Raw genomic sequence first — 20,223 nt, forward strand, 5'->3', positions numbered from 1 at the left:
ACCGGGAGTCTGCGATGAAGATCTGGAGTGATTCGTTTACCGAAGGCGGGCTGATCCCGCCAGAGTGCGCGTTTGCCGTCGCCGATGCGGCCAGGCATGTGCGCCTGTCGAGCAACCGCAATCCGCACCTGGCCTGGGACGAGGTGCCGGCCGGCACCCAATCGCTCGTCATCCTCTGCGTCGATGGCGACGCGCCTTCGGATGGAACCGACGTCAACAAGGAAGGGCGCACCGTGCCCGAAGGCCTGAAACGGGCTGATTTCCATCACTGGGCACTGGTCGACATTCCGCCCAGCCTGAAGTCAATTGCAGAAGGGCAGTTTTCCGACATGGTGACTCCCGGCGGCAAGAGCGGGCCGAACCTGCCTTTCCTCGTCAAGAACGGCACCGAGCACCAGTTGCGCCAGGGTATCAATGACTATACTGGCTGGTTCGCGAACGATCCCGACATGGCTGGCCAGTATTTCGGCTACGACGGACCCTGCCCGCCGTGGAACGACGAGCGCGTGCACACCTATGTGTTTACGATCTACGCACTCGACGTTCCGCAGTTGGCGCTCGATGGCGAGTTCACCTGTGCGGAAGTACGCGAGGCGCTGATCGGCCATATCCTCGACGAAGCCCAGATTTTCGGCGTGTACTCGCTCAACCCCGACGTCGCCTCGACGCTGTCCACCTGAAGCGCCGGGAATCCCGGCGCACACTTAACTCATGCAAGACGACAAGACCACGCGGATCCTGCTGATCCGCCACGGCGAAACGGCGTGGAACGCCGAGCGCCGCCTGCAAGGCCACCTCGATATCGACCTCAACGAAGAGGGCAGGCGCCAGGCCCGGGCCCTGGCCGCGGCGCTGGGGGACGAGCCGATCGACGTGCTCGTCGCCAGCGACCTGGCGCGCGCCAGCCAGACGGCAAAAGCCATTGGCGACGGGCGCGGCCTGCCGCTGTTCATCGATGCGCGCCTGCGCGAGCGCTGCTATGGCGGCTTCGAGGGCCTGCTGTACTCCGAGATCGCCGCACGTTTTCCACACGCGTTCGCTGCCTGGCAGGGGCGTGATGTCGATGCAGTGCTGCCGCCTGGTAAGAATCGGGGCGAAAGTTTCCGCGAGTTCTATGACCGGTCGATCGGCGCCATCCTCGGCTGGGCTGCGGACAATCCCGGCAGGACGCTGGCCCTGGTGGCCCATGGCGGTGTGCTCGAGTGCGCCTACCGGGCCGCTCTCGGCCTGTCTCTGGTAACGCCGCGCGATTTTAAAATCCACAACGCCAGCATCAACCGCTTCCTGGTGAAAGATAGCAAGCTCGAGCTGGTGAACTGGGGCGAGGTTGAGCATTTGCGCGACGCCACGCTGGATGATGTCGGCTAGCCACTTCTTTCCATTCTGTCCAGCACCATTTATCGCGTTCGCTACAGTTTGGAAAAAAATTTGCTGATTAATTGAGCAGGGGATCGGGTAAAATAGCAGGTTCCCGTGCCTTCCCAACATATTCCTGCTGTGCAAATCGGTCCTTATCTCCTCCGCAATAATGTCTTCGTTGCGCCCATGGCCGGCGTGACCGACCGCCCGTTCCGCCAGCTGTGCAAGCAGCTCGGTGCCGGCTATGCGGTGTCCGAGATGGCGGCCTCCAATCCCCGCCTGTGGGCCAGCGAAAAGACCAGCCGCCGCACCGACCACGCGGGCGAGATGGAGCCGAAGGCGGTACAGATCGCCGGCGCCGACCCCCAGGACCTGGCCGACTGCGCCCGCCATAACGTCGAGCGCGGCGCGCAGATCATCGACATCAATATGGGTTGCCCGGTGAAAAAGGTTTGCAATAGCTGGTGCGGTTCGGCCCTGCTGCAGCACGAAGACCTGGTCGAACGCATCCTGCATGCGGTCGTCGCGGCGGTGGACGTGCCCGTTACCCTGAAATTCCGTACTGGCTGGGATCGCCAAAACAAGAATGCTTTGAATATTGCGCGCATGGCGGAACAGGCCGGCATCCAGATGCTGACCCTGCACGGGCGTACCCGGGCCGACGGCTACAAGGGCGAGGCCGAATACGACACGATCCGCGCCGTCAAGGCGGCGGTCGGCATTCCGGTGGTCGCCAACGGCGACATCACGACCCCGCAAAAGGCGAAATTTGTGCTCGACTACACGGGTGCGGACGCCGTCATGATCGGCCGCGCGGCCCAGGGCCGGCCCTGGATCTGCCGCGAAATCGACCACTACCTGCGTACCGGCGAACTGCTGCCGCCGCCGCTGGTGGAAGAGGTGCGCGCCCTCATGAACGAACACCTGCCGGCACATTATGCCTTCTACGGCGAGTATGTCGGCGTGCGCACCGCGCGCAAGCACATCGGCTGGTATGTCGAGGATTTGCCCGGCGGCGAGGCGTTCCGCCAGCAGATGAACCGTCTCGAGTCGACGGCCGAGCAGCTCGCGGCCGTGGATAATTTTTTCCAATCCCAACTCCGACATGGCGAGCGGTTACAATACCGGCCCGCAGAGCTTATGCAAGATGCAATAGCGGCATAGTAAAAGTAGTCAAACAAGAAAAACGATTTGGGGACAGTGCCGGCACATCGGCACAGCAATCACTAACCAGGACGAAGCAGCAGACATGAGCAAAGAGAGTATCCAGGAAGTTGTCCAGAAGAGCCTCGAGGACTATTTCAATGACCTGGGCGAGCAGAAACCGACGAACATCTACGACATGATGCTGCTGACCGTCGAGAAGCCGATCCTGGAAGTGGTGATGACGCGCGCCGACGGCAACCAGTCGCACGCCGCCCAGATGCTGGGCATCAACCGCAATACCTTGCGCAAGAAACTGCAAGAGCACGGACTGCTGTAAAGTCTGCCGGCACGAGTGGCCGTGCGCGGGCGCGGCCAATATGGCGTGCCCTGATTCCGCACAGAATTCCCATCAACAACGGCCACTCCCCATGATCAAACAAGCTCTCATTTCCGTCTCCGACAAGACCGGCGTGCTCGATTTTGCCCGTGCGCTTTCCGCGCTCGGCGTCAATATCCTGTCCACCGGCGGCACCGCCAAGCTGCTGCAAGACAATGGCGTGCCGGTGACGGAAGTTGCCGATTACACCGGCTTCCCGGAAATGCTCGACGGCCGCGTGAAGACCTTGCATCCGAAAGTCCACGGCGGCATCCTGGCGCGCCGCGATTTCCCCGAGCACGTCGCCAAGCTGGAAGAGCACGGCATCCCGCAGATCGACATGGTCGTGGTCAACCTGTATCCATTCCAGCAGACCGTCGCCAGGGAAGCGTGCTCGCTGGAAGACGCGATCGAGAACATCGACATCGGCGGCCCGACCATGCTGCGCTCGGCGGCCAAGAACCATCGCGACGTGGTCGTCATCGTCGACCCGAGCGACTACGGCGTGGTGCTAGCGGAAATGAAAGGGACCGGTGAGGGCGCCGGCGCCGTGAGCTACGACACCAAGTTCCGCCTGGCCAAGAAAGTCTTCGCGCACACTGCCCAGTATGACGGCGCCATCACGAACTACCTGACCAGCCTGGGCGAAGACAAGGCACACGCCACCCGCTCGAGCTATCCGCAGACCATCAACATGTCGTTCGAGAAGGTGCAGGACATGCGCTACGGCGAGAACCCGCACCAGGGCGCCGCCTTCTACCGCGACATCGTCACGATCGATGGCGCGCTGGCGAATTACCGCCAGCTGCAGGGCAAGGAACTGTCGTACAACAATATCGCCGATGCGGACGCGGCCTGGGAATGCGTGAAGTCACTGGGTGGCTTCCAGCAACCGGCCGGCTGCGTGATCGTCAAGCATGCCAATCCCTGCGGCGTGGCCATCGGCGTCGATGCGCTGGACGCGTATGCCCGCGCCCTGCAGACCGACCCCACCTCGGCCTTCGGCGGCATCATCGCCTTCAATGTCGAAGTCGATGGCCGCGCCGCGGAGGCGCTGGCGAAGCTGTTCGTCGAAGTGCTGATCGCACCGTCCTTTACCGCTGAAGCGCGCCAGATCATGGCGGCCAAGCAGAATGTGCGCCTGCTGGAAATCCCGCTGGGCAATGGCCACAACGCCTACGACGTGAAGCGCGTCGGCGGCGGCTTGCTGGTGCAGGCGCCGGATGCGAAGAACGTCGGCATGGCCGACCTGCGCGTGGTGAGCAAAAAGCAGCCGACCCCGCAGCAAATGGCGGACCTGATGTTCGCCTGGCGCGTCGCCAAATTCGTCAAGTCGAACGCCATCGTTTTCTGCGCCAACGGCATGACACTGGGCGTCGGGGCAGGGCAGATGAGCCGCATCGATTCGGCCCGCATCGCCTCGATCAAGGCACAGAACGCCGGCTTGTCGCTCGCCGGTTCGGCCGTCGCCTCGGATGCCTTCTTCCCCTTCCGTGACGGGCTCGACGTGGTGGTCGATGCCGGCGCCACCTGCGTCATCCACCCGGGCGGCTCGATGCGCGACCAGGAAGTCATCGACGCGGCGGACGAACGTGGCGTGGTGATGCTGTACACGGGAACGCGTCACTTCAGGCACTGATTGACCGTTGTCCGCGTAGGGTAGGCGGGGCGGAATAGTCCAGTGGACTGTTCTGCGGCCTACGCGTTCAACGCACGCATGCGCATTCGCGCAGGGTAGGCGGGTCCCCCGCCTACGCGTTCAACCATCACATGAAATTCCTGCAGCGGTTTGTCACCGACCGTTGAACGCGTGGGCGGCAAAGCCGCCCACGCTACGTCCATGGCATGCTATACATGGACTCTGCGCTCGCCGTAACTGGTTTATTGTTGTCAGGCTACCACTGTGCACCCTTCCGCGTGGGCACGGGGTGCCCACCCTACTGGGTTTTTACCCAGTATTTTTCCCACGAACGTTGCTGGCCGGTATAACATTCGTCCATGATTATCCTCGGCATCGACCCAGGCCTGCGCACCACCGGCTTTGGGGTTATTGAAAAACACGGCAGCAAGCTGCGCTACATAGCCTCGGGCACCATCAAGACCGGACTCGAGGGTGCGCTGCCGCCGCGCCTGAAGATCATCCTCGACGGCGTGCGCGAAGTCGTGGCCACCTACGGCCCGCACTGCGCCGCCATCGAAAAAGTGTTCGTGAACGTCAATCCGCAGTCGACCCTGCTGCTGGGCCAGGCGCGCGGCGCCGCGATCAGCGCGCTGGTGGGCGCCGACCTCGACGTGGCCGAATACTCGCCCACCCAGATCAAGCAATCCGTCGTCGGCACCGGCAAGGCCGCCAAGCCGCAGGTCCAGGACATGGTCGCGCGCCTGTTGATGCTGCCCGGCCTGCCCGGCAGCGATGCGGCCGATGCGCTGGGCGTGGCCATTTGCCACGCGCACACCCACGACACGCTGGCGCTGCTGAACGTGCTCAGCCCGCAGAAGGCCACGCTGCGCATGAAGAACGGCCGCCTCGTCTAACTGAACATCAAAAAGAAAGGCCCACCATGATCGGTCGCATTTCCGGAATCCTGCTCGACAAAACCCCGCCGCAACTGCTGGTCGATTGCAACGGCGTCGGCTATGAAGTCGACGTGCCGATGAGCACCTATTACAACCTGCCGCATACCGGCGAAAAAGTCGTGCTGTTCACCCACCAGGCCATCCGCGAGGACGCGCACCTGCTGTTCGGCTTCGGCACGGCCAGCGAGCGGGCACTGTTTCGCCAGCTGATCAAGATTACCGGCGTCGGCGCACGCACCGCGCTGGCGATCCTGTCGGGCATGACGGTGGCCGACCTGTCGCAGGCGGTGACGCTGCAGGAAGCCGGCCGCCTGGTGAAGATCCCCGGCATCGGCAAGAAGACCGCCGAACGCCTGCTGCTGGAACTGAAAGGCAAGATCGGCGCCGACCTCGGCGTGGTCGGCGGCGGCGCCCCGCGCGACGATACGCAAGCGGACGCCATGAATGCGCTGCTGGCATTAGGGTATTCTGACAAGGAAGCGCTGGTCGCGACCAAGAACCTGCCCGAAGGCGCAAGCGTGTCGGACGCCATCAAGTTCGCACTGAAAGCGCTGTCCAAAGGATGAGGCAGGATTTTCGCGCGGCACGCCGCGCGCCTGCCGAACGGGTTCGCCATGCAGGGCGAACCCTGGCCTGCGACCATACACGGTATTGTAGAGATTAAGCAATGAGCATCCAGACCGACAATTTCACCGAGCACCGCGTCATCGACGCGGCCCCGGCCTCGCCCAACGAGGAGGCGATCGAGCGCGCCTTGCGCCCGAAGCAGCTCGACGAATATGTCGGCCAGGTCAAGATCCGCGACCAGCTCGAGATCTTCATCTCCGCCGCTCGCAAGCGCCGCGAGGCGCTCGACCACACGCTGCTGTTCGGCCCGCCGGGCCTCGGTAAAACCACGCTGGCCCACATCATTGCGCGCGAGATGGGCGTGAACCTGCGCCAGACTTCCGGCCCGGTGCTGGAGCGTCCGGGAGATCTGGCCGCGATCCTCACCAATCTCGAACCGAACGACGTGCTGTTCATCGACGAGATCCACCGCCTGTCGCCCGTCGTCGAGGAAATCCTGTATCCGGCGCTCGAGGACTACCAGATCGACATCGTGATCGGCGAAGGGCCTGCCGCGCGTTCGGTGAAACTCGACCTGCAGCCGTTCACGCTGGTGGGCGCCACTACGCGCGCCGGCATGCTGACGAACCCGCTGCGCGACCGTTTCGGCATCGTCGCCCGCCTCGAGTTCTACAACGTCGAGGAGCTGACCAAGATCGTCACCCGCAGCGCAGCCCTGCTGGAAGCACCGATCAACCAGGAAGGTGCACGCGAAGTGGCGCTGCGCGCACGCGGCACCCCGCGTATCGCCAACCGCCTGCTGCGCCGCGTGCGCGACTATGCGGAAGTGAAGGGCAATGGCGAGATCACCAAGGACATGGCCGACCGCGCCTTGCTCATGCTCGACGTCGACTCGGTCGGCTTCGACGTCATGGACCGCAAACTGCTGGAAGCGGTGCTGTTCAAGTTCGGCGGGGGCCCGGTCGGCATCGGCAACCTGGCGGCGGCGATCGGCGAAGCGGCCGACACCATCGAGGACGTGCTCGAGCCCTACCTGATCCAGCAAGGCTACCTGCAGCGCACTCCGCGCGGACGTATCGCGACGCCGGCGGCGTATCAACACTTCGGCGTGGCCGCACCGCGCATCAGCCCGACCGGCGACCTCTGGGACAATTTGCGATGAGCCTCCGTTGAGCACGAATCCTGGCCAGATGCAGATCTGGGTCGACGCCGACGCCTGTCCCGCCGTCATCAAGGACATCCTGTACCGGGTGGCCGAGCGCACGCAGATCCCCGTGACGCTGGTGGCGAACCAGCTGATGCGCGTGCCGGGCTCGAAATTCATCCGTGCGCTTCAGGTGCCCAGCGGCCCTGACGTGGCCGACGCCGAGATCGTCGAACGCCTCAGCCCCGGCGACCTGGTCGTCACCGGCGACATCCCGCTGGCGGCGCAGGTGCTGGAGAAGGGCGGCTACGCCCTCAACCCGCGCGGCGACTTTTATACGAAGGACACCATCGCCCAGCAACTGACGATGCGCGCCTTCATGGAAGAACTGCGCAGCGGCGGCGTCGACACCGGCGGCCCGCCCGCCTTCAGCCAGGCCGACCGCCAGCAATTCGCGAATGCCCTCGACCGGCACCTGGCACGCCACCGTCCGCGCAGCTGACCGCAGCTGACCGCAGCTGACATTTGTCACCTTAAACTGGTGGCAGCTGCTTCTGTTGCGGCGTCCTCGCCAAACGCATACTGGGCTCATACCAACACGGGAGAGCCCTGATGAACACCACCACCCTGAAAACCCTGCTGCTGTGCGCCGGCATCGCTTGCAGCCAGGCCGCCCTGGCCGCCGCCACCCTGGTACGCGACGTGCGCGTCTTCGACGGCGAGAAAGTGCACGAGCGCCGCTCGGTGCTGTTCGAAAACGGCAAGATCGCCGACGCCGACTTCCGTGGCGCCGCCCCCGCCGGCAGTCGCATCGTCGAAGGCGCCGGCCGCACGCTGCTGCCCGGCCTGATCGACGCCCACACCCACGCCTTTGCCTTCCAGGAGTTGCCGGTGCTGTTCGGCGTGACGACCCAGATCGACATGTTCACCGACATTGGCATGATGAAAAAGGCCAGGGAAGAGATGGCACAGGGACGCCGCCATGACCACGCCGACCTGTTTTCGGCCGGCACCCTGGTCACCGCCCCGCACGGCCATGGTACCCAGTTCGGCGTCGCCATCCCCACCATCACCGGGCCGGAACAGGCCCAGGCCTTTGTCGACGAGCGCATCGCCGAAGGCTCGGACTTCATCAAGATCGTCATGGAAAGCGGCTACGGCTTCCCCTCGCTCGACCTGGCCACGGCGAAGGCAGTAATCGAGGCGGCGCACCGGCGCGGCAAGCTGGCCGTGGTCCACATCGGCACCGAGAAGGATGCGCGCGCCGTGCTGGAAGCGGGCGCCGACGGCCTGGTGCACCTGTTCCCGGCGGCATCCGCCGATGCGCAAGGCCTGGCGCGCCTGGCCGCCAGCCGCGGCGCCTTCGTCATCCCGACCTTCACCGTACTGGAAAGCATGGCGGGCTGGCGCGGCGACGACCTGCTGGCCGATCCCGCTCTGGCCAAACCTGCTCGGCAAGGACGCGCAGGCCCCGCTCAAGGCACGCTACGGCAATACGTCGCATCCCGAGCGGCTGGCGGCGCCCAAGGCCGTCACCGCGGCGCTGGTCAAAGCGGGCGTACCGGTGCTGGCCGGCACCGACGCCGGCAACCCCGGCACCCAGTACGGCGTGAGCATGCACCGCGAGATGGCGGCCTGGTCGAAGCGGGCCTGACCCCGGCGCAGGCTCTGGCCGCCGCCACCAGCGTGCCGGCGAAAGTGTTCAAGCTGGGTGGGCGCGGCCGCATCGACAAGGGCTACAAGGCCGACCTGCTGCTGGTGGAGGGTAACCCTGCGGCCGACATCCCGGCCACGCGCCGCATCGTCGAAGTGTGGAAGGACGGCGAGCGCGAACGCGCTGCGCGCGGGCCAGCGCCAGCAGGTGGCGCAAGCCGCCCAGGAAGCCGCCAGGGGCAGGGCGGCATCTCCCTGCCGGCGGACGGGCGCATCAGCCGCTTCAGCGAGAAGGGGCTGGCCAGTCCCTTCGGCATGGGATGGGGACCGTCGACCGACGGTTTCGCGGGCGGCAAATCCACCGTGGCCTTGAAGACGGGAGCGGTGCTGGCGGATGGCGAGGTGCCGCTCGCGATCGAGGCCAAGGTGGCGCCGGGCCTGCCCTTCGCCTGGGCCGGCGTGGCCTTCATGCCTGGCGCGCGGCCGATGGAGCCGGTGAACCTGTCCGCCGCCAACAGCGTGCGCTTCAAGGTGCGCGGCGACGGCAAGACTTACCAGATCATGGCGATGACGGACGGTGTACGCATTCCCGCCGCCAAGTCCTTTGTCGCGGGACCGGAATGGACGGAAGTGTCCGTTCCCTTCAGCGAGCTGAAAGGCTTCGATCCGTCGGCGATGACCATGTTAGGATTCAACGCCGGTCCGCAGCCGGGCGACTATCGCTTCGAGATCGCCGACGTGCGCCTGCTGGCACAATAACGACTACCACAGGAAGAGATGAACACGATCACGCAGGCGATGCGGCGCGTATGGACGGGGCCCTGGCTTCCGCCCGAGCAGGGCAAGCGGCCCTACCTCTGGCTGCTGAGCCTTGGCTACATGTTCTGGAAGTACGCCTACGTACCACCGAGCCTGCGCGAGGCGCTGCTGCTGTCGCTGACCCTGGTGGTCTTCTTCTGGCTGTACTGCGCCAGCTACTGGGCGCGCGGCAGGCAAGTCGCCGCCTGCATGCTGGTCAGCTGCCTGATCGGCGCTGCCTGGGTGCGCTGGAACGTGGGCGCCGCCACTTTCTTCATCTTCGCCTGTGCCATGGCCGGCCAGATCGTCTCGGTGCGGCATGCCATGCTGTCGATCGCCGGCGTCATCGCCTTTGGCGGGCTGGCCGCGCTGCTGATCGAGGAAACGCGCATGTGCTGGCTGTTCCTGATGCCGCTGCTGACCGTCAGCCTGCCGGTGGGCATCGGCGCCGTGCTGGACGCACGCCTGCGCCGTTCGCGCGAGGCGCTGCTGCGCAAGCAGGAGGAGGTCGAGCACATGGCCACCATCGCCGAGCGCGAACGGATCTCGCGCGACCTGCACGATTTGCTGGGGCATTCGCTGTCGATGATTACCCTGAAGGCGGAACTCGCCGGCAAGCTGCTGGACCATGAGGGCGGAGGCGACGCCGCCCGCGTCGCCGCCAGGCGCGAGATCGCCGACATCGAGCAGGCCGCGCGCCAGACGCTGGCCGAAGTGCGCGCGGCCGTCAGCGGCTACCGCGAGAGCGGCCTGGCACAAGCCCTCGCCAGCGCCCGCGCCAGCCTCGCCGCGGCCGATGTCGAACTGGACGAGCAGGTCGCGCGCGTGCCGCTGGCACCGGCCGCCGAACACGTGCTGGCATTGGCGCTGCGCGAAGCCGTCACCAACGTGGTGCGCCACGCCGGCGCGCGCCGCTGCACGCTGTCGCTGGGGCTGGAGGAGGGCAATGCGGTGCTGCGCGTTGCCGACGACGGCACCCGCCTGCGCGGCGAACACGACCTACGTCACGGCAACGGCCTGGCCGGCATGCAGGAACGTGCCGCATCCCTTGGCGGCAGGCTGGCGCTGCGTGTCGGCGCCGGGCTGGCGCTGGAACTGCGCGTGCCCGCCGGAGGCGCGGCATGATCCGGGTCCTGATCGCCGAAGACCAGGCCTTGGTACGGGGCGCGCTGGCGGCCCTGCTCGGACTGGAACCGGACCTCGAAGTGGTTGGCACCGCAACCGACGGCAGGCAGGCGCTGGGGCTGTGTGCCGAGCTCAAACCCGACGTGGTGCTGACCGACATCGAGATGCCGCACCTGACCGGCCTGGAGCTGGCGGCGCGCCTGGCCGAGGAGGGCGCCGCCTGCCGCGTCCTGATCGTAACCACGTTTGGGCGCAGCGGCTACCTGCGCCGCGCGCTGGCGGCCGGGGTACGCGGCTACCTGCTCAGGATGCGCCCGCCGAGACGCTGGCAGCCGCGATCCGTACCGTGCACGGCGGCGGCATGACGGTGGCGCCGGAGCTGGCCGTGGCCAGCTGGAGCGGCGGAACCGATCCGCTCACCGAACGCGAACGCCAGGTCCTGCGCCTGGCGGGGGAGGGCAGCAGCAGCGCCGACATCGCGCGCCAGGTGCACCTGTCCGAAGGCACGGTGCGCAACTACCTGTCCGAAGCCATCAGCAAGCTCAACGCGGGCAACCGGGTCGAAGCCTATCGCCTCGCGCGCGACGCCGGATGGCTCTGAGGAGTACCTGCGGCCAGCCGGAACGTAGCGCCGTCCAGCTTGCTTATCTGTCATCATCCCCACGGATGCGCGAGAGGAGCGGCAAGTGTGGATGGAACGTAGCTGGATGATCGTGGTGCAGGAGTTTTCCGACCTGGGCGATGTGGAAGGCATTACCCGTGTCGTCGTGCGCCTGCTGGTGGCGGTGGTGCTGGGCGGGATGCTCGGCTATGAGCGCGAATCGGTCGGCGCCTCGGCCGGCCTGCGCACCCACATGCTGGTGTCGCTCGGCTCGGCCATGTTCGTGCTGATCCCGCTGCAGGCAGGCATGGAGATCGATGACCTGTCGCGCGTGCTGCAAGGCATCACCGCCGGCATCGGCTTCCTCGGCGCCGGCGCCATCCTCAAGCACAGCAACAAGAACGACATTCGCGGGCTGACGACGGCCGCCAGCGTCTGGCTGACGTCGGCCATCGGTATTGCCGCCGGCATGGGGCGCGAGGCGACCGCCGTGCTGAGCGCGCTGTTTGCCCTCGTCATCCTTGCCATTCTGCGCACCAGCCCTAAGCGGGGCGCCGACAAGCAGGGGCGCGACCGCTAGGTTCGCCAGCATTCGTTTTCATCAGGCAAGCGGGCGCCTCGTCCGTGCCGGTTTGCTAGGATAACTCGCCTGGTGAAAACCTTGTGGCGAGGCGCCCATGTCAGGAAATCAAGCGGACCCACGGACCGACAGCTACACGGCTGCGCGCGTCAACGATGCCCTGAATATCCTGCGCAAGGATGGCATGAATCCCGCGCTGGAATTCATGCAGCTGGTCGGCGTGCCGCGGCGCGTCGCCATGCGTGTGTTGAGTTTGCCCGAGCAGCAGCGCTGCGCCGATCGCCGCCGCGCGGCCAGGTAAGCCCTTGCAACCGAAACAATCTTCCCGTATTTATGTTGCCGTACACCAACATAAGTTGGATGTGAGCGAGGTTTTGCTTCCTCCAAGGCCGAGTCCCTTCTTAGAATGTAAAAGCCGAACAAGGTCGATCTGACCTTTTCCCCGCTTCTTACTTTCTATTTTCCGGTGCCTTTGCGCATCGGAGCAAAGGACCATCATCATGGCTGTTCCCCAGTTCTTTCGCCAGCGCGCCCTGGCGGCGCTCGTGGCCACCGCCTGCCTGAGCCCGTTCGCTGCCAGTGCCGCGGACGAGGACACGGCGGCGTCGCGCCTCCACGTCAGTGGTTTTGCCTCGATCGTTGCCGGCCGCAACATCGATTCGCCGACCCAGCCCGATTATGCCGGCCCCAGCACCCTCGGTGGCCGTGCCTGCCCCTGCTATATCACCGACTGGACCAATGGCAGCGTGTATGGCGACGACCTGACTTTCAAGCCGGAATCGCGCGCCGGCATCCAGCTGCGCTACAACGCCACCGACAAGCTGTACTTCGTTACCCAGGTCGTCACCCGTGCGGTCGAACCGAAGCCAGCGGTCGAGTGGGCCTACGGCAGCTACAAGCTCAACGATAACCTGGAAGTCCAGGCCGGCCGCAAACGCATTCCGCTGTACTACTACTCCGATTTCCAGGACGTCGGCACGGCCTACCCATGGATCGGCACCCCGCCCGAACTGTATGGCTGGGAAGTGACGAACTACAACGGCGCCAGCGTTCGCTACAAGACCAAGCTGGGCCGTATCAACCTGAGCTCGAGCGTGTTTGGCGGCAAGGAAACCAAGAAGGAAACGCCGTACTACGCCATGTTCACCGAGGGCGACACCAAGGTCACCTGGCGCAACCTGGTCGGCGGCGACCTCGAGGCCAGCCGTGGCCCGCTGACCGTGCGCGCCGTGTACATGCAGGCGCAAGTCGATACCAGCAACGCCACCACCGAATGGAGCGATACCGCACGCCTGCGCGCCTTTGGCCTGGCGGCCAACCTCGATTTCGACGACTGGTTCGTGCTGAGCGAAGTGACCCGCCTGTCGCGTACCTACGACGCCTACCGCGTCGACGCGCCGGCCTACACCATCGGCGCCGGTTACCGCTGGGGCAGCTGGACCCCGATGCTCAACTTCGCGCACTACGAAGAGAAGAGCACCGACCACGACTGGTACGAGCCCGCCGCCTACCAGCGCGCCTCGCTGACGCTGCGCTACGACATCAACGAAACCAGCAGCGTGAAAGTCCAGTTCGACAAGTACAAGGACACCACCCATAACTTCGGCGACGACCTCAAGGCCCTGCGCGCGGCCTACGAAATGGTGTTCTGAGCAAAGGAAACAAGATGAAAAAGATGATCAACATTGTCGGCCTGTCGCTGGGACTGGCCGTGGCCGCCAGTGCCGGCGCCGAAGTGGTCGTGGTGGCCGGTGCCGCCAGCCCGGTCGCGAAAATGACGAGCGACCAGGTCGCTGACCTCTACCTGGGCAAGTCCAGCGGTCCTGCCCTGATCGACCAGGACAAGAACTCGGCGGCACGCACCGAGTTCCTGGAAAAAGTGGCCTCGAAAAAGGGCGCCCAATACGAAGCGACCTGGGCGAAGATCGAGTTTTCCGGCAAGGGCATGCGCCCCAAGGTGCACGCATCCGATGCGGCCGTCAAAAAAGCCCTGGCGGCCGATCCGAACGCGATCGGCTATATCGACAAGGATGCGGTGGACGGCAGCGTCAAGGTGCTGCTCTCGGTGCAGTAACCGCCGGTTGCACAGCATCCCGCACGAGTCCCTGCGCCAGCCCCTGGCGCAGGGATTTTTTTTCGCGCGTCCGGCGTAATAAAAAAGCGGCCACGCGGGCCGCTTCGATGGAGCGCGGGCTGTTACTGCTCGCGCTGCCAGATTTGCGAACGGCCCAGCATCGGCATGCCGATGTAGCCGCGCACTTCCATCTTCTGGCCGCCGTCGCGCAGCGTGGCCTTGCTCTTGTAGACCTTGCCCTTGGCCGGGTCGAGGATTTCGCCGCCCGAGTATTCGTTACCGTCCTTCTTCAGGCCCGACAGGATCGTCATGCCGATGATCGGCTGGTTCTTGCGCGAATCGGTGCAGGCGGTGCATTTCGGGTTCTGGTCTTCGTTTTGACCGCGGAACAGCTTTTCGATCTTGCCCTGCAGGGCGCCGTTTTCCTCGGTGACGCGTACCAGCGCTTTCGGCAGCTTGGTTTCGTCGTCGATGGTCTTCCACAGCCCGACCGGCGACCCGGGGTTCTGTGCCCATGCGGCGGTGGTGAGCAGCATGGTGGCAATCAGGCTGGCGGGGATCAGCTTGCGCATGTTCGGTCTCCAATTTGTTATGAATAAGCCAGAGTGTAGCAAACCGTTCCGTTGATGTGGCAACTCCGCGTGTCAAAATTGCTTGAAGGATAGAGCGTAGCGGCACAATCTTGAACAGATTACTCACGATGAAACGATTGCGGGGCGGACGAACATGGTTTTGCTAAAGATATTCGGCCTCCTGGCCGCGATGCTGGCCGTTGTCGGCTTCGGTCTTTGTGGGATCGTCATCGCGGACGCAAACCGCGAAACCCGCACCGCCATCCTGGTCGTGGTAGGAGCGGTGCTCGTCTTCTTGCTCTTCACGCTGGGCTCTGTCGTGTAGAAAGGGATCAAGGGCAGCTTCTCGTCTTTCGATTCGCCACCATGAGCGCACCCGTGCTTGCGCCCGCGACCGCGCAACTGGTCCACCTCGTGCTGGAATGGCTGGCGATGGCCGTCGGCTTCCATCGCTGGACGTACGCGCGCTGAAGAAATCCTGCATCCACTTCGCCCAGCCGGACGGCAAGATGATTCCCTTCGAGAGCTACAACCTGTTGTACCGCGCCGGCGCGCAGCGCGAGACCATCCGCCGCAGCATCGCCTTGCAGACGGCGGCAAGGCGCATGCCGGCGCGGCGATCGTTGGCGGCGACCTTATCCCGCACTGGCCTGAATCGTCTGGTGTCGCATCACGCGCGACGCGCCCACGCCGATTTCGTGCGGCCCCACACTTTGAAACACATCAATATCGGAGCACTGCTCGTCCATATGCTGGAACTCAGGCGCAAAGTCTTTGCGCGTTCTCAACTCAACCATTGAGGAAACATCATGAGTGTATCCAGATTGATGAGGCAGCTCCTTGCTGCGTCCGTGCTGGCATTGGGGGCAGGGACCGCCTCCGCCGATATCGTCGTCATCGACTTCGACGACATCAGCGGCATCTACATCGACTCCTACAGCGAGTCCGGCTTCGACATCGTCTCGCTGGAAACAGGCGTCGGCGGCGGCCACCTGCACCCGGGCAGCGGCGACCTCTGGCTGCACAGCCAGTTCGGCTCTTCGCCCTACCAGATCCGGCGCACGGACGGGGCGAATTTCGACGTGCTCGGCTTCGAGTACCTGGGCGGCACCTCGACCTTCATTGCCGACAACGGCGCCACCTTCAATATCGTCGGCGAAGTGCCGCTGACCCACGTCGAACTGCCGGCCAGCTTCCAGAACGTCAATTACATCAACTGGTACATGACCACGCCCGACCCGGACGACATCTATGGCGAAGACTGGGGGCGGATCGACAACATCGTGACGCGGGTGGCGCCGGTGCCGGAACCGGCCCATGCGGGCATGCTTGGGCTGGGCCTGGGGGCGCTGCTGGCGGCCCGCCGGCGTGCACGCCGCAAGGAATAGGCAGGGCGCCGGCAATCGGTCTCACGGCGGCGGTGTGATGGACCTGCCGTCGCCACGGCCTGCCTTCGTGGGACCGGGCTTCGGAGGTGATAGCATTGACTGACCTTCCTCGCCAATGGAGCCGCCATGCCTCTCGATCTCCGCGAAACCTATGTCCACCTCTCGGAAGACGGCAGCGCCCGGGCGCTCGATGGCAACGGCTTCTGGCAGCTGCCCGAACCCGAGAGCGCACGTTATGACAAAGGCTGGCTGATTACCGAATTTGCGTTCACCGAGGATTGGCCGACCTGGGAAATGCACCCGGAGGGCGACGAGTTCGTGTATCTGCTCTCCGGCGCGGTGGAACTGTTGCTGGAGCGCGACGGGACGGTGGAAACGGTGACGCTCGAAGGCAGCGCTGCGGCGCTCGTGCCGCGCGGAGTGTGGCACACCGCCAAAGTGCGCTCCCCGAGCCGCATGCTGCATGTGACGCGTGGCGCGGATACCCAGCACCGGCCAGCCTAGTCCAGAAGACCGACAGACGGCATACAGGCTGGGGTCAGGTCTGACATTTGGACACGGCCTCTGCCTTGGCTTCAGGCCTCACACGTGTCAGCTTGCACTCCAGTGGCACATCGTACAAAAACAGCCCCGGACGATGCACCCTATAGTCGAGTTCGTGTCCGAATGTCAGACCTGACCCCAGCCTCTCAGTTGGTGCGTCAGGCGCCGGTGCGCTTCGGGCGGTGCCCAAGCCTGGTCAGCGTATCCATGACGAGCTCGCAGTGGTCGCCCTGCACTTCGATCACGCCATCCTTCACGGTGCCACCCGAGCCGCAGGCCGTGCGCAGCTGCTTGCCGAGTAGTGCGAGGGCGGAGGCGTCGAGCGTGAGGCCCTTGACGAGGGTAACGCTCTTGCCGCCGCGGCCTTTCGTCTGGCGCGACACGCGCACGACGCCATCGCCGGTGGGCACGGTGCTCGCCTTGCAGGCGCACTGGGAGAGGGGCTGGCGGCATTCCGGGCACATGCGCCCGCCATCGGTGGAATAGACCAGGCCGCCGTTTGCGCGAGGTTTCATAGCTGGTTGCTTGAGGTGGAATAGAGCACGGCAGTGTAGCAGCACAGAATGAAAAAAACCGGCCGGCGGGCTTGCACCCGGCGGCCGGTTTCATGCGGCTGGCAGCCCGCCCGATCAGGCTGGCGGCAGCTTGCCCAGCTGCTCGCGCATCTTCTCGATGGTCGCGCTGAAGTTCGCCAGGCGTTCCTTCTCCTGCGCCACGACGGCAGCCGGCGCGCGCGCGACGAAGCTTTCGCTCGACAGCTTGCCGTTGGCCTTGGCGATCTCGCCCTCGATGCGCGCGATCTCTTTCGAGAGGCGCTCGCGTTCGGCGGCGACGTCGATTTCCACTTTCAGCATCAGCTTGGTCGTGCCGACAACCGACACGGCGGCCGGCGATTCCGGGAGGGCATCGACGATCTGCACTTCCGCCAGTTTGCCGAGCGAGGCGATGAAAGGCGCGAAGCCGGCCATGTTGGCGCGGTCGGCTTCATTGCCCGGTTCGACGATCAGCGGCACGCGCACCGACGGCGACAGCTTCATCTCGCCGCGCAGGTTGCGCGTCGCATTCGTGAGCTCCTTCAGCTGCGCCATCCAGGCTTCGGCGGACTCGTCGATCGCATCCGGATTGGCGATCGGGTAGGGCTGCAGCATGATGCTGTCGCCCGACTTGCCGGCCAGCGGCGCCACCGCCTGCCACAGTGCCTCGGTCACGAACGGAATGACCGGATGCGCCAGGCGCAGGATCACTTCCAGCACGCGCAGGAGCGTGTGGCGGGTGGCGCGCTGCTGCGCCTCGGTACCTTGCTGGACCGAGACCTTGGCCACTTCCAGGTACCAGTCGCAGTACTCGTCCCAGACGAACTTGTAGATGCTGCTGGCGATGTTGTCGAAGCGGTAGTCCTCGAAGCCTTTCGCCACTTCCAGCTCGACCCGGTTCATCAGCGAGATGATCCAGCGGTCCGACGGCGACAGGTCCTCGGGGTTCGGCGCCGAGCAGTCCTTGCCCTCGGTGTTCATCATCACGAAGCGCGTCGCATTCCACAGCTTGTTGCAGAAGTTGCGATAACCCTCGGCGCGACCGAGGTCGAAATTGATGTTGCGGCCCAGGGACGCGTAGCTTGCCATCGTGAAGCGCACGGCATCGGTGCCAAAGGCCGGAATCCCGCTCGGGAATTCCTTGCGCGTGGCTTTCGCAATTTTTTCGGCGGCGCGCGGGTCCATCAGGCCAGCGGTGCGCTTGGCCACCAGCGACTCGACGTCGATACCGTCGATCAGGTCGATCGGGTCCAGCGTATTGCCCTTCGACTTGCTCATCTTCTGGCCCTGCGAATCGCGCACCAGGCCGTGCACGTACACGGTCTCGAAGGGCACCTTGCCCGTGAAGTGCGCGGTCATCATGACCATGCGCGCGACCCAGAAGAAGATGATGTCGAAGCCCGTCACCAGCACCGACGAGGGCAGGAACATCTTCATGTCCGGCGTCTCCTCCGGCCAGCCCATGGTCGAGAAGGGGACGAGGGCCGAGGAGAACCAGGTGTCCAATACGTCTTCGTCGCGGCGCAGTTCACCCGTGATGCCTTGCGCGGCGGCCTTGGCCTTGGCTTCTTGCTCGTCACGGGCGACGATGATGTTGCCGGCTTCGTCGAACCAGGCCGGGATGCGGTGGCCCCACCACAGCTGGCGCGAGATGCACCAGTCCTGGATATTGCCCAGCCACTGGTTGTAGGTTGTCGACCAGTTCTCCGGCACGAACTTGATTTCGCCGCTGGCGACTTTTTCGAGCGCCACTTCGGTGATCGATTTGCCCGGATTGAAGCTACCTTCCGGGGCCGGCTTCGTCATGGCGACGAACCACTGGTCGGTCAGCATCGGCTCGATCACGACGCCGGTGCGGTCGCCGCGCGGCACCATCAGCTTGTGCGGTTTCACCTGTTCGAGCAGGCCAAGCGCTTCGAGGTCGGCGACGATCTGCTTGCGCGCTTTGAAACGGTCCAGGCCCTGGTATTGCGCGGGGGCGTTCTCGTTGATCTTCGCGTCGAGCGTCATGATCGTGATCGGCGCGAGATTCGCGCGCTGGCCGACGGCGTAGTCGTTGAAGTCGTGCGCCGGGGTGATCTTCACGCAGCCGGTGCCGAATTCCTTGTCCACATAGCTGTCGGCGATGATCGGGATTTCGCGATCCGTCAGCGGCAATTTCAGCATCTTGCCGTGCAGGTGAGTGTAACGCTCGTCGGTCGGATCGACCGCCACGGCGACGTCGCCCAGCATGGTTTCAGGACGGGTGGTGGCCACCGTCAGGTGGCCCGAGCCGTCGGCCAACGGGTACTGGATATACCACATCGAGCCGTCTTCCTCGACCGAATCGACCTCCAGGTCGGAGACGGCCGTGCCCAGCACCGGGTCCCAGTTCACCAGGCGCTTGCCGCGGTAGATCAGGCCCTGCTCGTACAGGCGCACGAACACTTCCGAGACGACCTTCGAGCGGGTCTCGTCCATCGTGAAGTATTCGCGGCTCCAGTCGGCCGAGGCACCCAGGCGGCGCATCTGGCCGGTGATGGTGTTGCCCGATTTTTCCTTCCACTCCCAGACCTTCTTGATGAATTCGTCGCGACCGAGGTCGTGGCGCGAGACCTTCTGGGCGTCGAGCTGGCGCTCCACCACGATCTGCGTGGCGATACCGGCGTGGTCGGTGCCCGGAATCCAGGCCGTGTTATGGCCGCGCATGCGGTAGTAGCGCGTCAGGCCGTCCATGATGGTCTGGTTGAACGCGTGGCCCATGTGCAGCGTGCCCGTCACATTCGGTGGCGGCAACTGGATGCTGAACGCGGGCTTGCCGGCGTCGAGCGTGGCGGCGAAATACCCGCGCTCTTCCCAGGCGGCGCGCCAGTGTTGTTCGATGTCGGCTGGCTCGAAAGACTTGGCTAATTCCATGATGTGGCAGTGTGAGGTGCGAAAACGACCATTATAGAGGAGGAGGGCGGGGGTGAGGTCAGGCGATAGCGGGAAATTCGGCGTCGAATCGTTGTCGTTCGTGGCGCTGTTGCGTGTGTTGCGTGTGTTGGTATCGGTATGCCCAATCCGCGTGGGCACGGGGTGCCCACCCTACAGGAGGCCCTCTTGGCAAGCCCAGGCAACCCCCGGTTCAACGCACATGTCCCCCAGGGTGGGCACCTGTGCCCGCGCGGATTGAACCCATCACGAACGGCACAGGCAACAACCCCAT

Annotated in this window: 22 protein-coding genes and 1 pseudogene; 20 read left to right on the forward strand and 3 right to left on the reverse strand. The window is 64.7% G+C overall.

The window, feature by feature from the left end; translation table 11 throughout:
- The first annotated feature begins 14 nt into the window (after positions 1 to 14).
- The 16 genes and pseudogenes from G4G31_RS08000 to G4G31_RS08075 all read left to right on the forward strand — a co-directional run bounded on the left by G4G31_RS08000 (position 15) and on the right by G4G31_RS08075 (position 14,000).
- Positions 15 to 680, forward strand: coding sequence for a YbhB/YbcL family Raf kinase inhibitor-like protein (locus G4G31_RS08000; RefSeq protein ID WP_182990973.1), 666 nt, complete (start codon positions 15 to 17; stop codon positions 678 to 680).
- A gap of 31 nt (positions 681 to 711) precedes the next feature.
- Positions 712 to 1,368: a histidine phosphatase family protein gene (locus tag G4G31_RS08005; RefSeq protein ID WP_182990974.1), complete on the forward strand. Its 657-nt coding sequence runs from the start codon at positions 712 to 714 to the stop codon at positions 1,366 to 1,368.
- A gap of 129 nt (positions 1,369 to 1,497) precedes the next feature.
- Complete coding sequence (gene dusB / locus G4G31_RS08010; protein WP_182991711.1) at positions 1,498 to 2,523, forward strand: tRNA dihydrouridine synthase DusB; 1,026 nt, start codon at positions 1,498 to 1,500, stop codon at positions 2,521 to 2,523.
- A gap of 85 nt (positions 2,524 to 2,608) precedes the next feature.
- Positions 2,609 to 2,842 carry a helix-turn-helix domain-containing protein gene (locus tag G4G31_RS08015; protein ID WP_182990975.1) on the forward strand — a complete coding sequence of 78 codons (234 nt, stop codon included), beginning with the start codon at positions 2,609 to 2,611 and terminating at the stop codon, positions 2,840 to 2,842.
- A gap of 91 nt (positions 2,843 to 2,933) precedes the next feature.
- Positions 2,934 to 4,520 carry a bifunctional phosphoribosylaminoimidazolecarboxamide formyltransferase/IMP cyclohydrolase gene (gene purH / locus G4G31_RS08020; RefSeq protein WP_182990976.1) on the forward strand — a complete coding sequence of 529 codons (1,587 nt, stop codon included), beginning with the start codon at positions 2,934 to 2,936 and terminating at the stop codon, positions 4,518 to 4,520.
- Between the two features lie 359 nt (positions 4,521 to 4,879).
- A complete protein-coding gene (gene ruvC / locus G4G31_RS08025; RefSeq protein WP_182990977.1) occupies positions 4,880 to 5,416 on the forward strand; it encodes a crossover junction endodeoxyribonuclease RuvC in 537 nt (178 codons plus the stop codon).
- Between the two features lie 26 nt (positions 5,417 to 5,442).
- Positions 5,443 to 6,024 (forward strand): Holliday junction branch migration protein RuvA, encoded by a 582-nt coding sequence (gene ruvA / locus G4G31_RS08030; protein ID WP_182990978.1) that lies wholly within the window; start codon positions 5,443 to 5,445, stop codon positions 6,022 to 6,024.
- 101 nt (positions 6,025 to 6,125) lie between these two features.
- A complete protein-coding gene (gene ruvB, locus G4G31_RS08035; RefSeq protein ID WP_182990979.1) occupies positions 6,126 to 7,187 on the forward strand; it encodes a Holliday junction branch migration DNA helicase RuvB in 1,062 nt (353 codons plus the stop codon).
- Between the two features lie 28 nt (positions 7,188 to 7,215).
- The gene (locus tag G4G31_RS08040) at positions 7,216 to 7,671 is read left to right on the forward strand and encodes a YaiI/YqxD family protein (protein WP_182991712.1); all 456 of its coding nucleotides are present in this window, start codon (positions 7,216 to 7,218) and stop codon (positions 7,669 to 7,671) included.
- A 110-nt stretch (positions 7,672 to 7,781) separates the two neighbouring features.
- Positions 7,782 to 9,581: a CIA30 family protein gene (locus tag G4G31_RS08045; protein WP_229425449.1), complete on the forward strand. Its 1,800-nt coding sequence runs from the start codon at positions 7,782 to 7,784 to the stop codon at positions 9,579 to 9,581.
- 18 nt (positions 9,582 to 9,599) lie between these two features.
- Positions 9,600 to 10,745 carry a sensor histidine kinase gene (locus G4G31_RS08050; RefSeq protein WP_182990980.1) on the forward strand — a complete coding sequence of 382 codons (1,146 nt, stop codon included), beginning with the start codon at positions 9,600 to 9,602 and terminating at the stop codon, positions 10,743 to 10,745.
- Positions 10,742 to 11,346: pseudogene (locus G4G31_RS28960) on the forward strand (response regulator transcription factor). Before G4G31_RS08050 ends, G4G31_RS28960 begins: the two are co-directional and overlap by 4 nt.
- 91 nt (positions 11,347 to 11,437) lie before the next feature.
- On the forward strand, positions 11,438 to 11,926 hold the full coding sequence (locus G4G31_RS08060; protein ID WP_229425577.1) for an MgtC/SapB family protein: 489 nt from the start codon (positions 11,438 to 11,440) through the stop codon (positions 11,924 to 11,926).
- A gap of 97 nt (positions 11,927 to 12,023) precedes the next feature.
- Entirely contained in the window at positions 12,024 to 12,227 is a 204-nt protein-coding gene (locus G4G31_RS08065; protein ID WP_182990981.1) for a hypothetical protein, read from the forward strand.
- A gap of 199 nt (positions 12,228 to 12,426) precedes the next feature.
- Positions 12,427 to 13,578, forward strand: a complete 1,152-nt coding sequence (locus G4G31_RS08070) for a porin (RefSeq protein WP_182990982.1) — start codon at positions 12,427 to 12,429, stop codon at positions 13,576 to 13,578.
- Positions 13,579 to 13,592: 14 nt separating this feature from the next.
- On the forward strand, positions 13,593 to 14,000 hold the full coding sequence (locus tag G4G31_RS08075) for a hypothetical protein (RefSeq protein WP_229425452.1): 408 nt from the start codon (positions 13,593 to 13,595) through the stop codon (positions 13,998 to 14,000).
- Positions 14,001 to 14,122: 122 nt separating this feature from the next.
- Here G4G31_RS08075 and G4G31_RS08080 read toward each other — a convergent pair whose 3' ends face one another.
- The gene (locus tag G4G31_RS08080) at positions 14,123 to 14,572 is read right to left on the reverse strand and encodes a DUF2147 domain-containing protein (protein WP_182990983.1); all 450 of its coding nucleotides are present in this window, start codon (positions 14,570 to 14,572) and stop codon (positions 14,123 to 14,125) included.
- Positions 14,573 to 14,762: 190 nt separating this feature from the next.
- Here G4G31_RS08080 and G4G31_RS27495 point away from each other — a divergent pair, with 190 nt between their 5' ends.
- The 4 genes from G4G31_RS27495 to G4G31_RS08095 all read left to right on the forward strand — a co-directional run bounded on the left by G4G31_RS27495 (position 14,763) and on the right by G4G31_RS08095 (position 16,464).
- Positions 14,763 to 14,897, forward strand: coding sequence for a hypothetical protein (locus tag G4G31_RS27495; protein WP_267873662.1), 135 nt, complete (start codon positions 14,763 to 14,765; stop codon positions 14,895 to 14,897).
- A 97-nt stretch (positions 14,898 to 14,994) separates the two neighbouring features.
- Positions 14,995 to 15,372, forward strand: a complete 378-nt coding sequence (locus G4G31_RS08085) for a hypothetical protein (RefSeq protein ID WP_182991927.1) — start codon at positions 14,995 to 14,997, stop codon at positions 15,370 to 15,372.
- 9 nt (positions 15,373 to 15,381) lie between these two features.
- The gene (locus G4G31_RS08090; protein WP_182990984.1) at positions 15,382 to 15,960 is read left to right on the forward strand and encodes a PEP-CTERM sorting domain-containing protein; all 579 of its coding nucleotides are present in this window, start codon (positions 15,382 to 15,384) and stop codon (positions 15,958 to 15,960) included.
- 126 nt (positions 15,961 to 16,086) lie between these two features.
- Complete coding sequence (locus tag G4G31_RS08095) at positions 16,087 to 16,464, forward strand: cupin domain-containing protein (protein ID WP_182990985.1); 378 nt, start codon at positions 16,087 to 16,089, stop codon at positions 16,462 to 16,464.
- Positions 16,465 to 16,661: 197 nt separating this feature from the next.
- Here G4G31_RS08095 and G4G31_RS08100 read toward each other — a convergent pair whose 3' ends face one another.
- Together G4G31_RS08100 and G4G31_RS08105 are read right to left on the reverse strand one after the other, a co-directional pair.
- Positions 16,662 to 17,018 (reverse strand): translation initiation factor Sui1, encoded by a 357-nt coding sequence (locus G4G31_RS08100; protein ID WP_182990986.1) that lies wholly within the window; start codon positions 17,016 to 17,018, stop codon positions 16,662 to 16,664.
- A gap of 114 nt (positions 17,019 to 17,132) precedes the next feature.
- On the reverse strand, positions 17,133 to 19,931 hold the full coding sequence (locus G4G31_RS08105) for a valine--tRNA ligase (RefSeq protein WP_182990987.1): 2,799 nt from the start codon (positions 19,929 to 19,931) through the stop codon (positions 17,133 to 17,135).
- Positions 19,932 to 20,223 lie beyond the last annotated feature (292 nt).

It is taken from the genome of Massilia sp. Se16.2.3, assembly GCF_014171595.1.
In the GTDB taxonomy this organism is placed as follows: Bacteria; Pseudomonadota; Gammaproteobacteria; order Burkholderiales; family Burkholderiaceae_D; genus Telluria.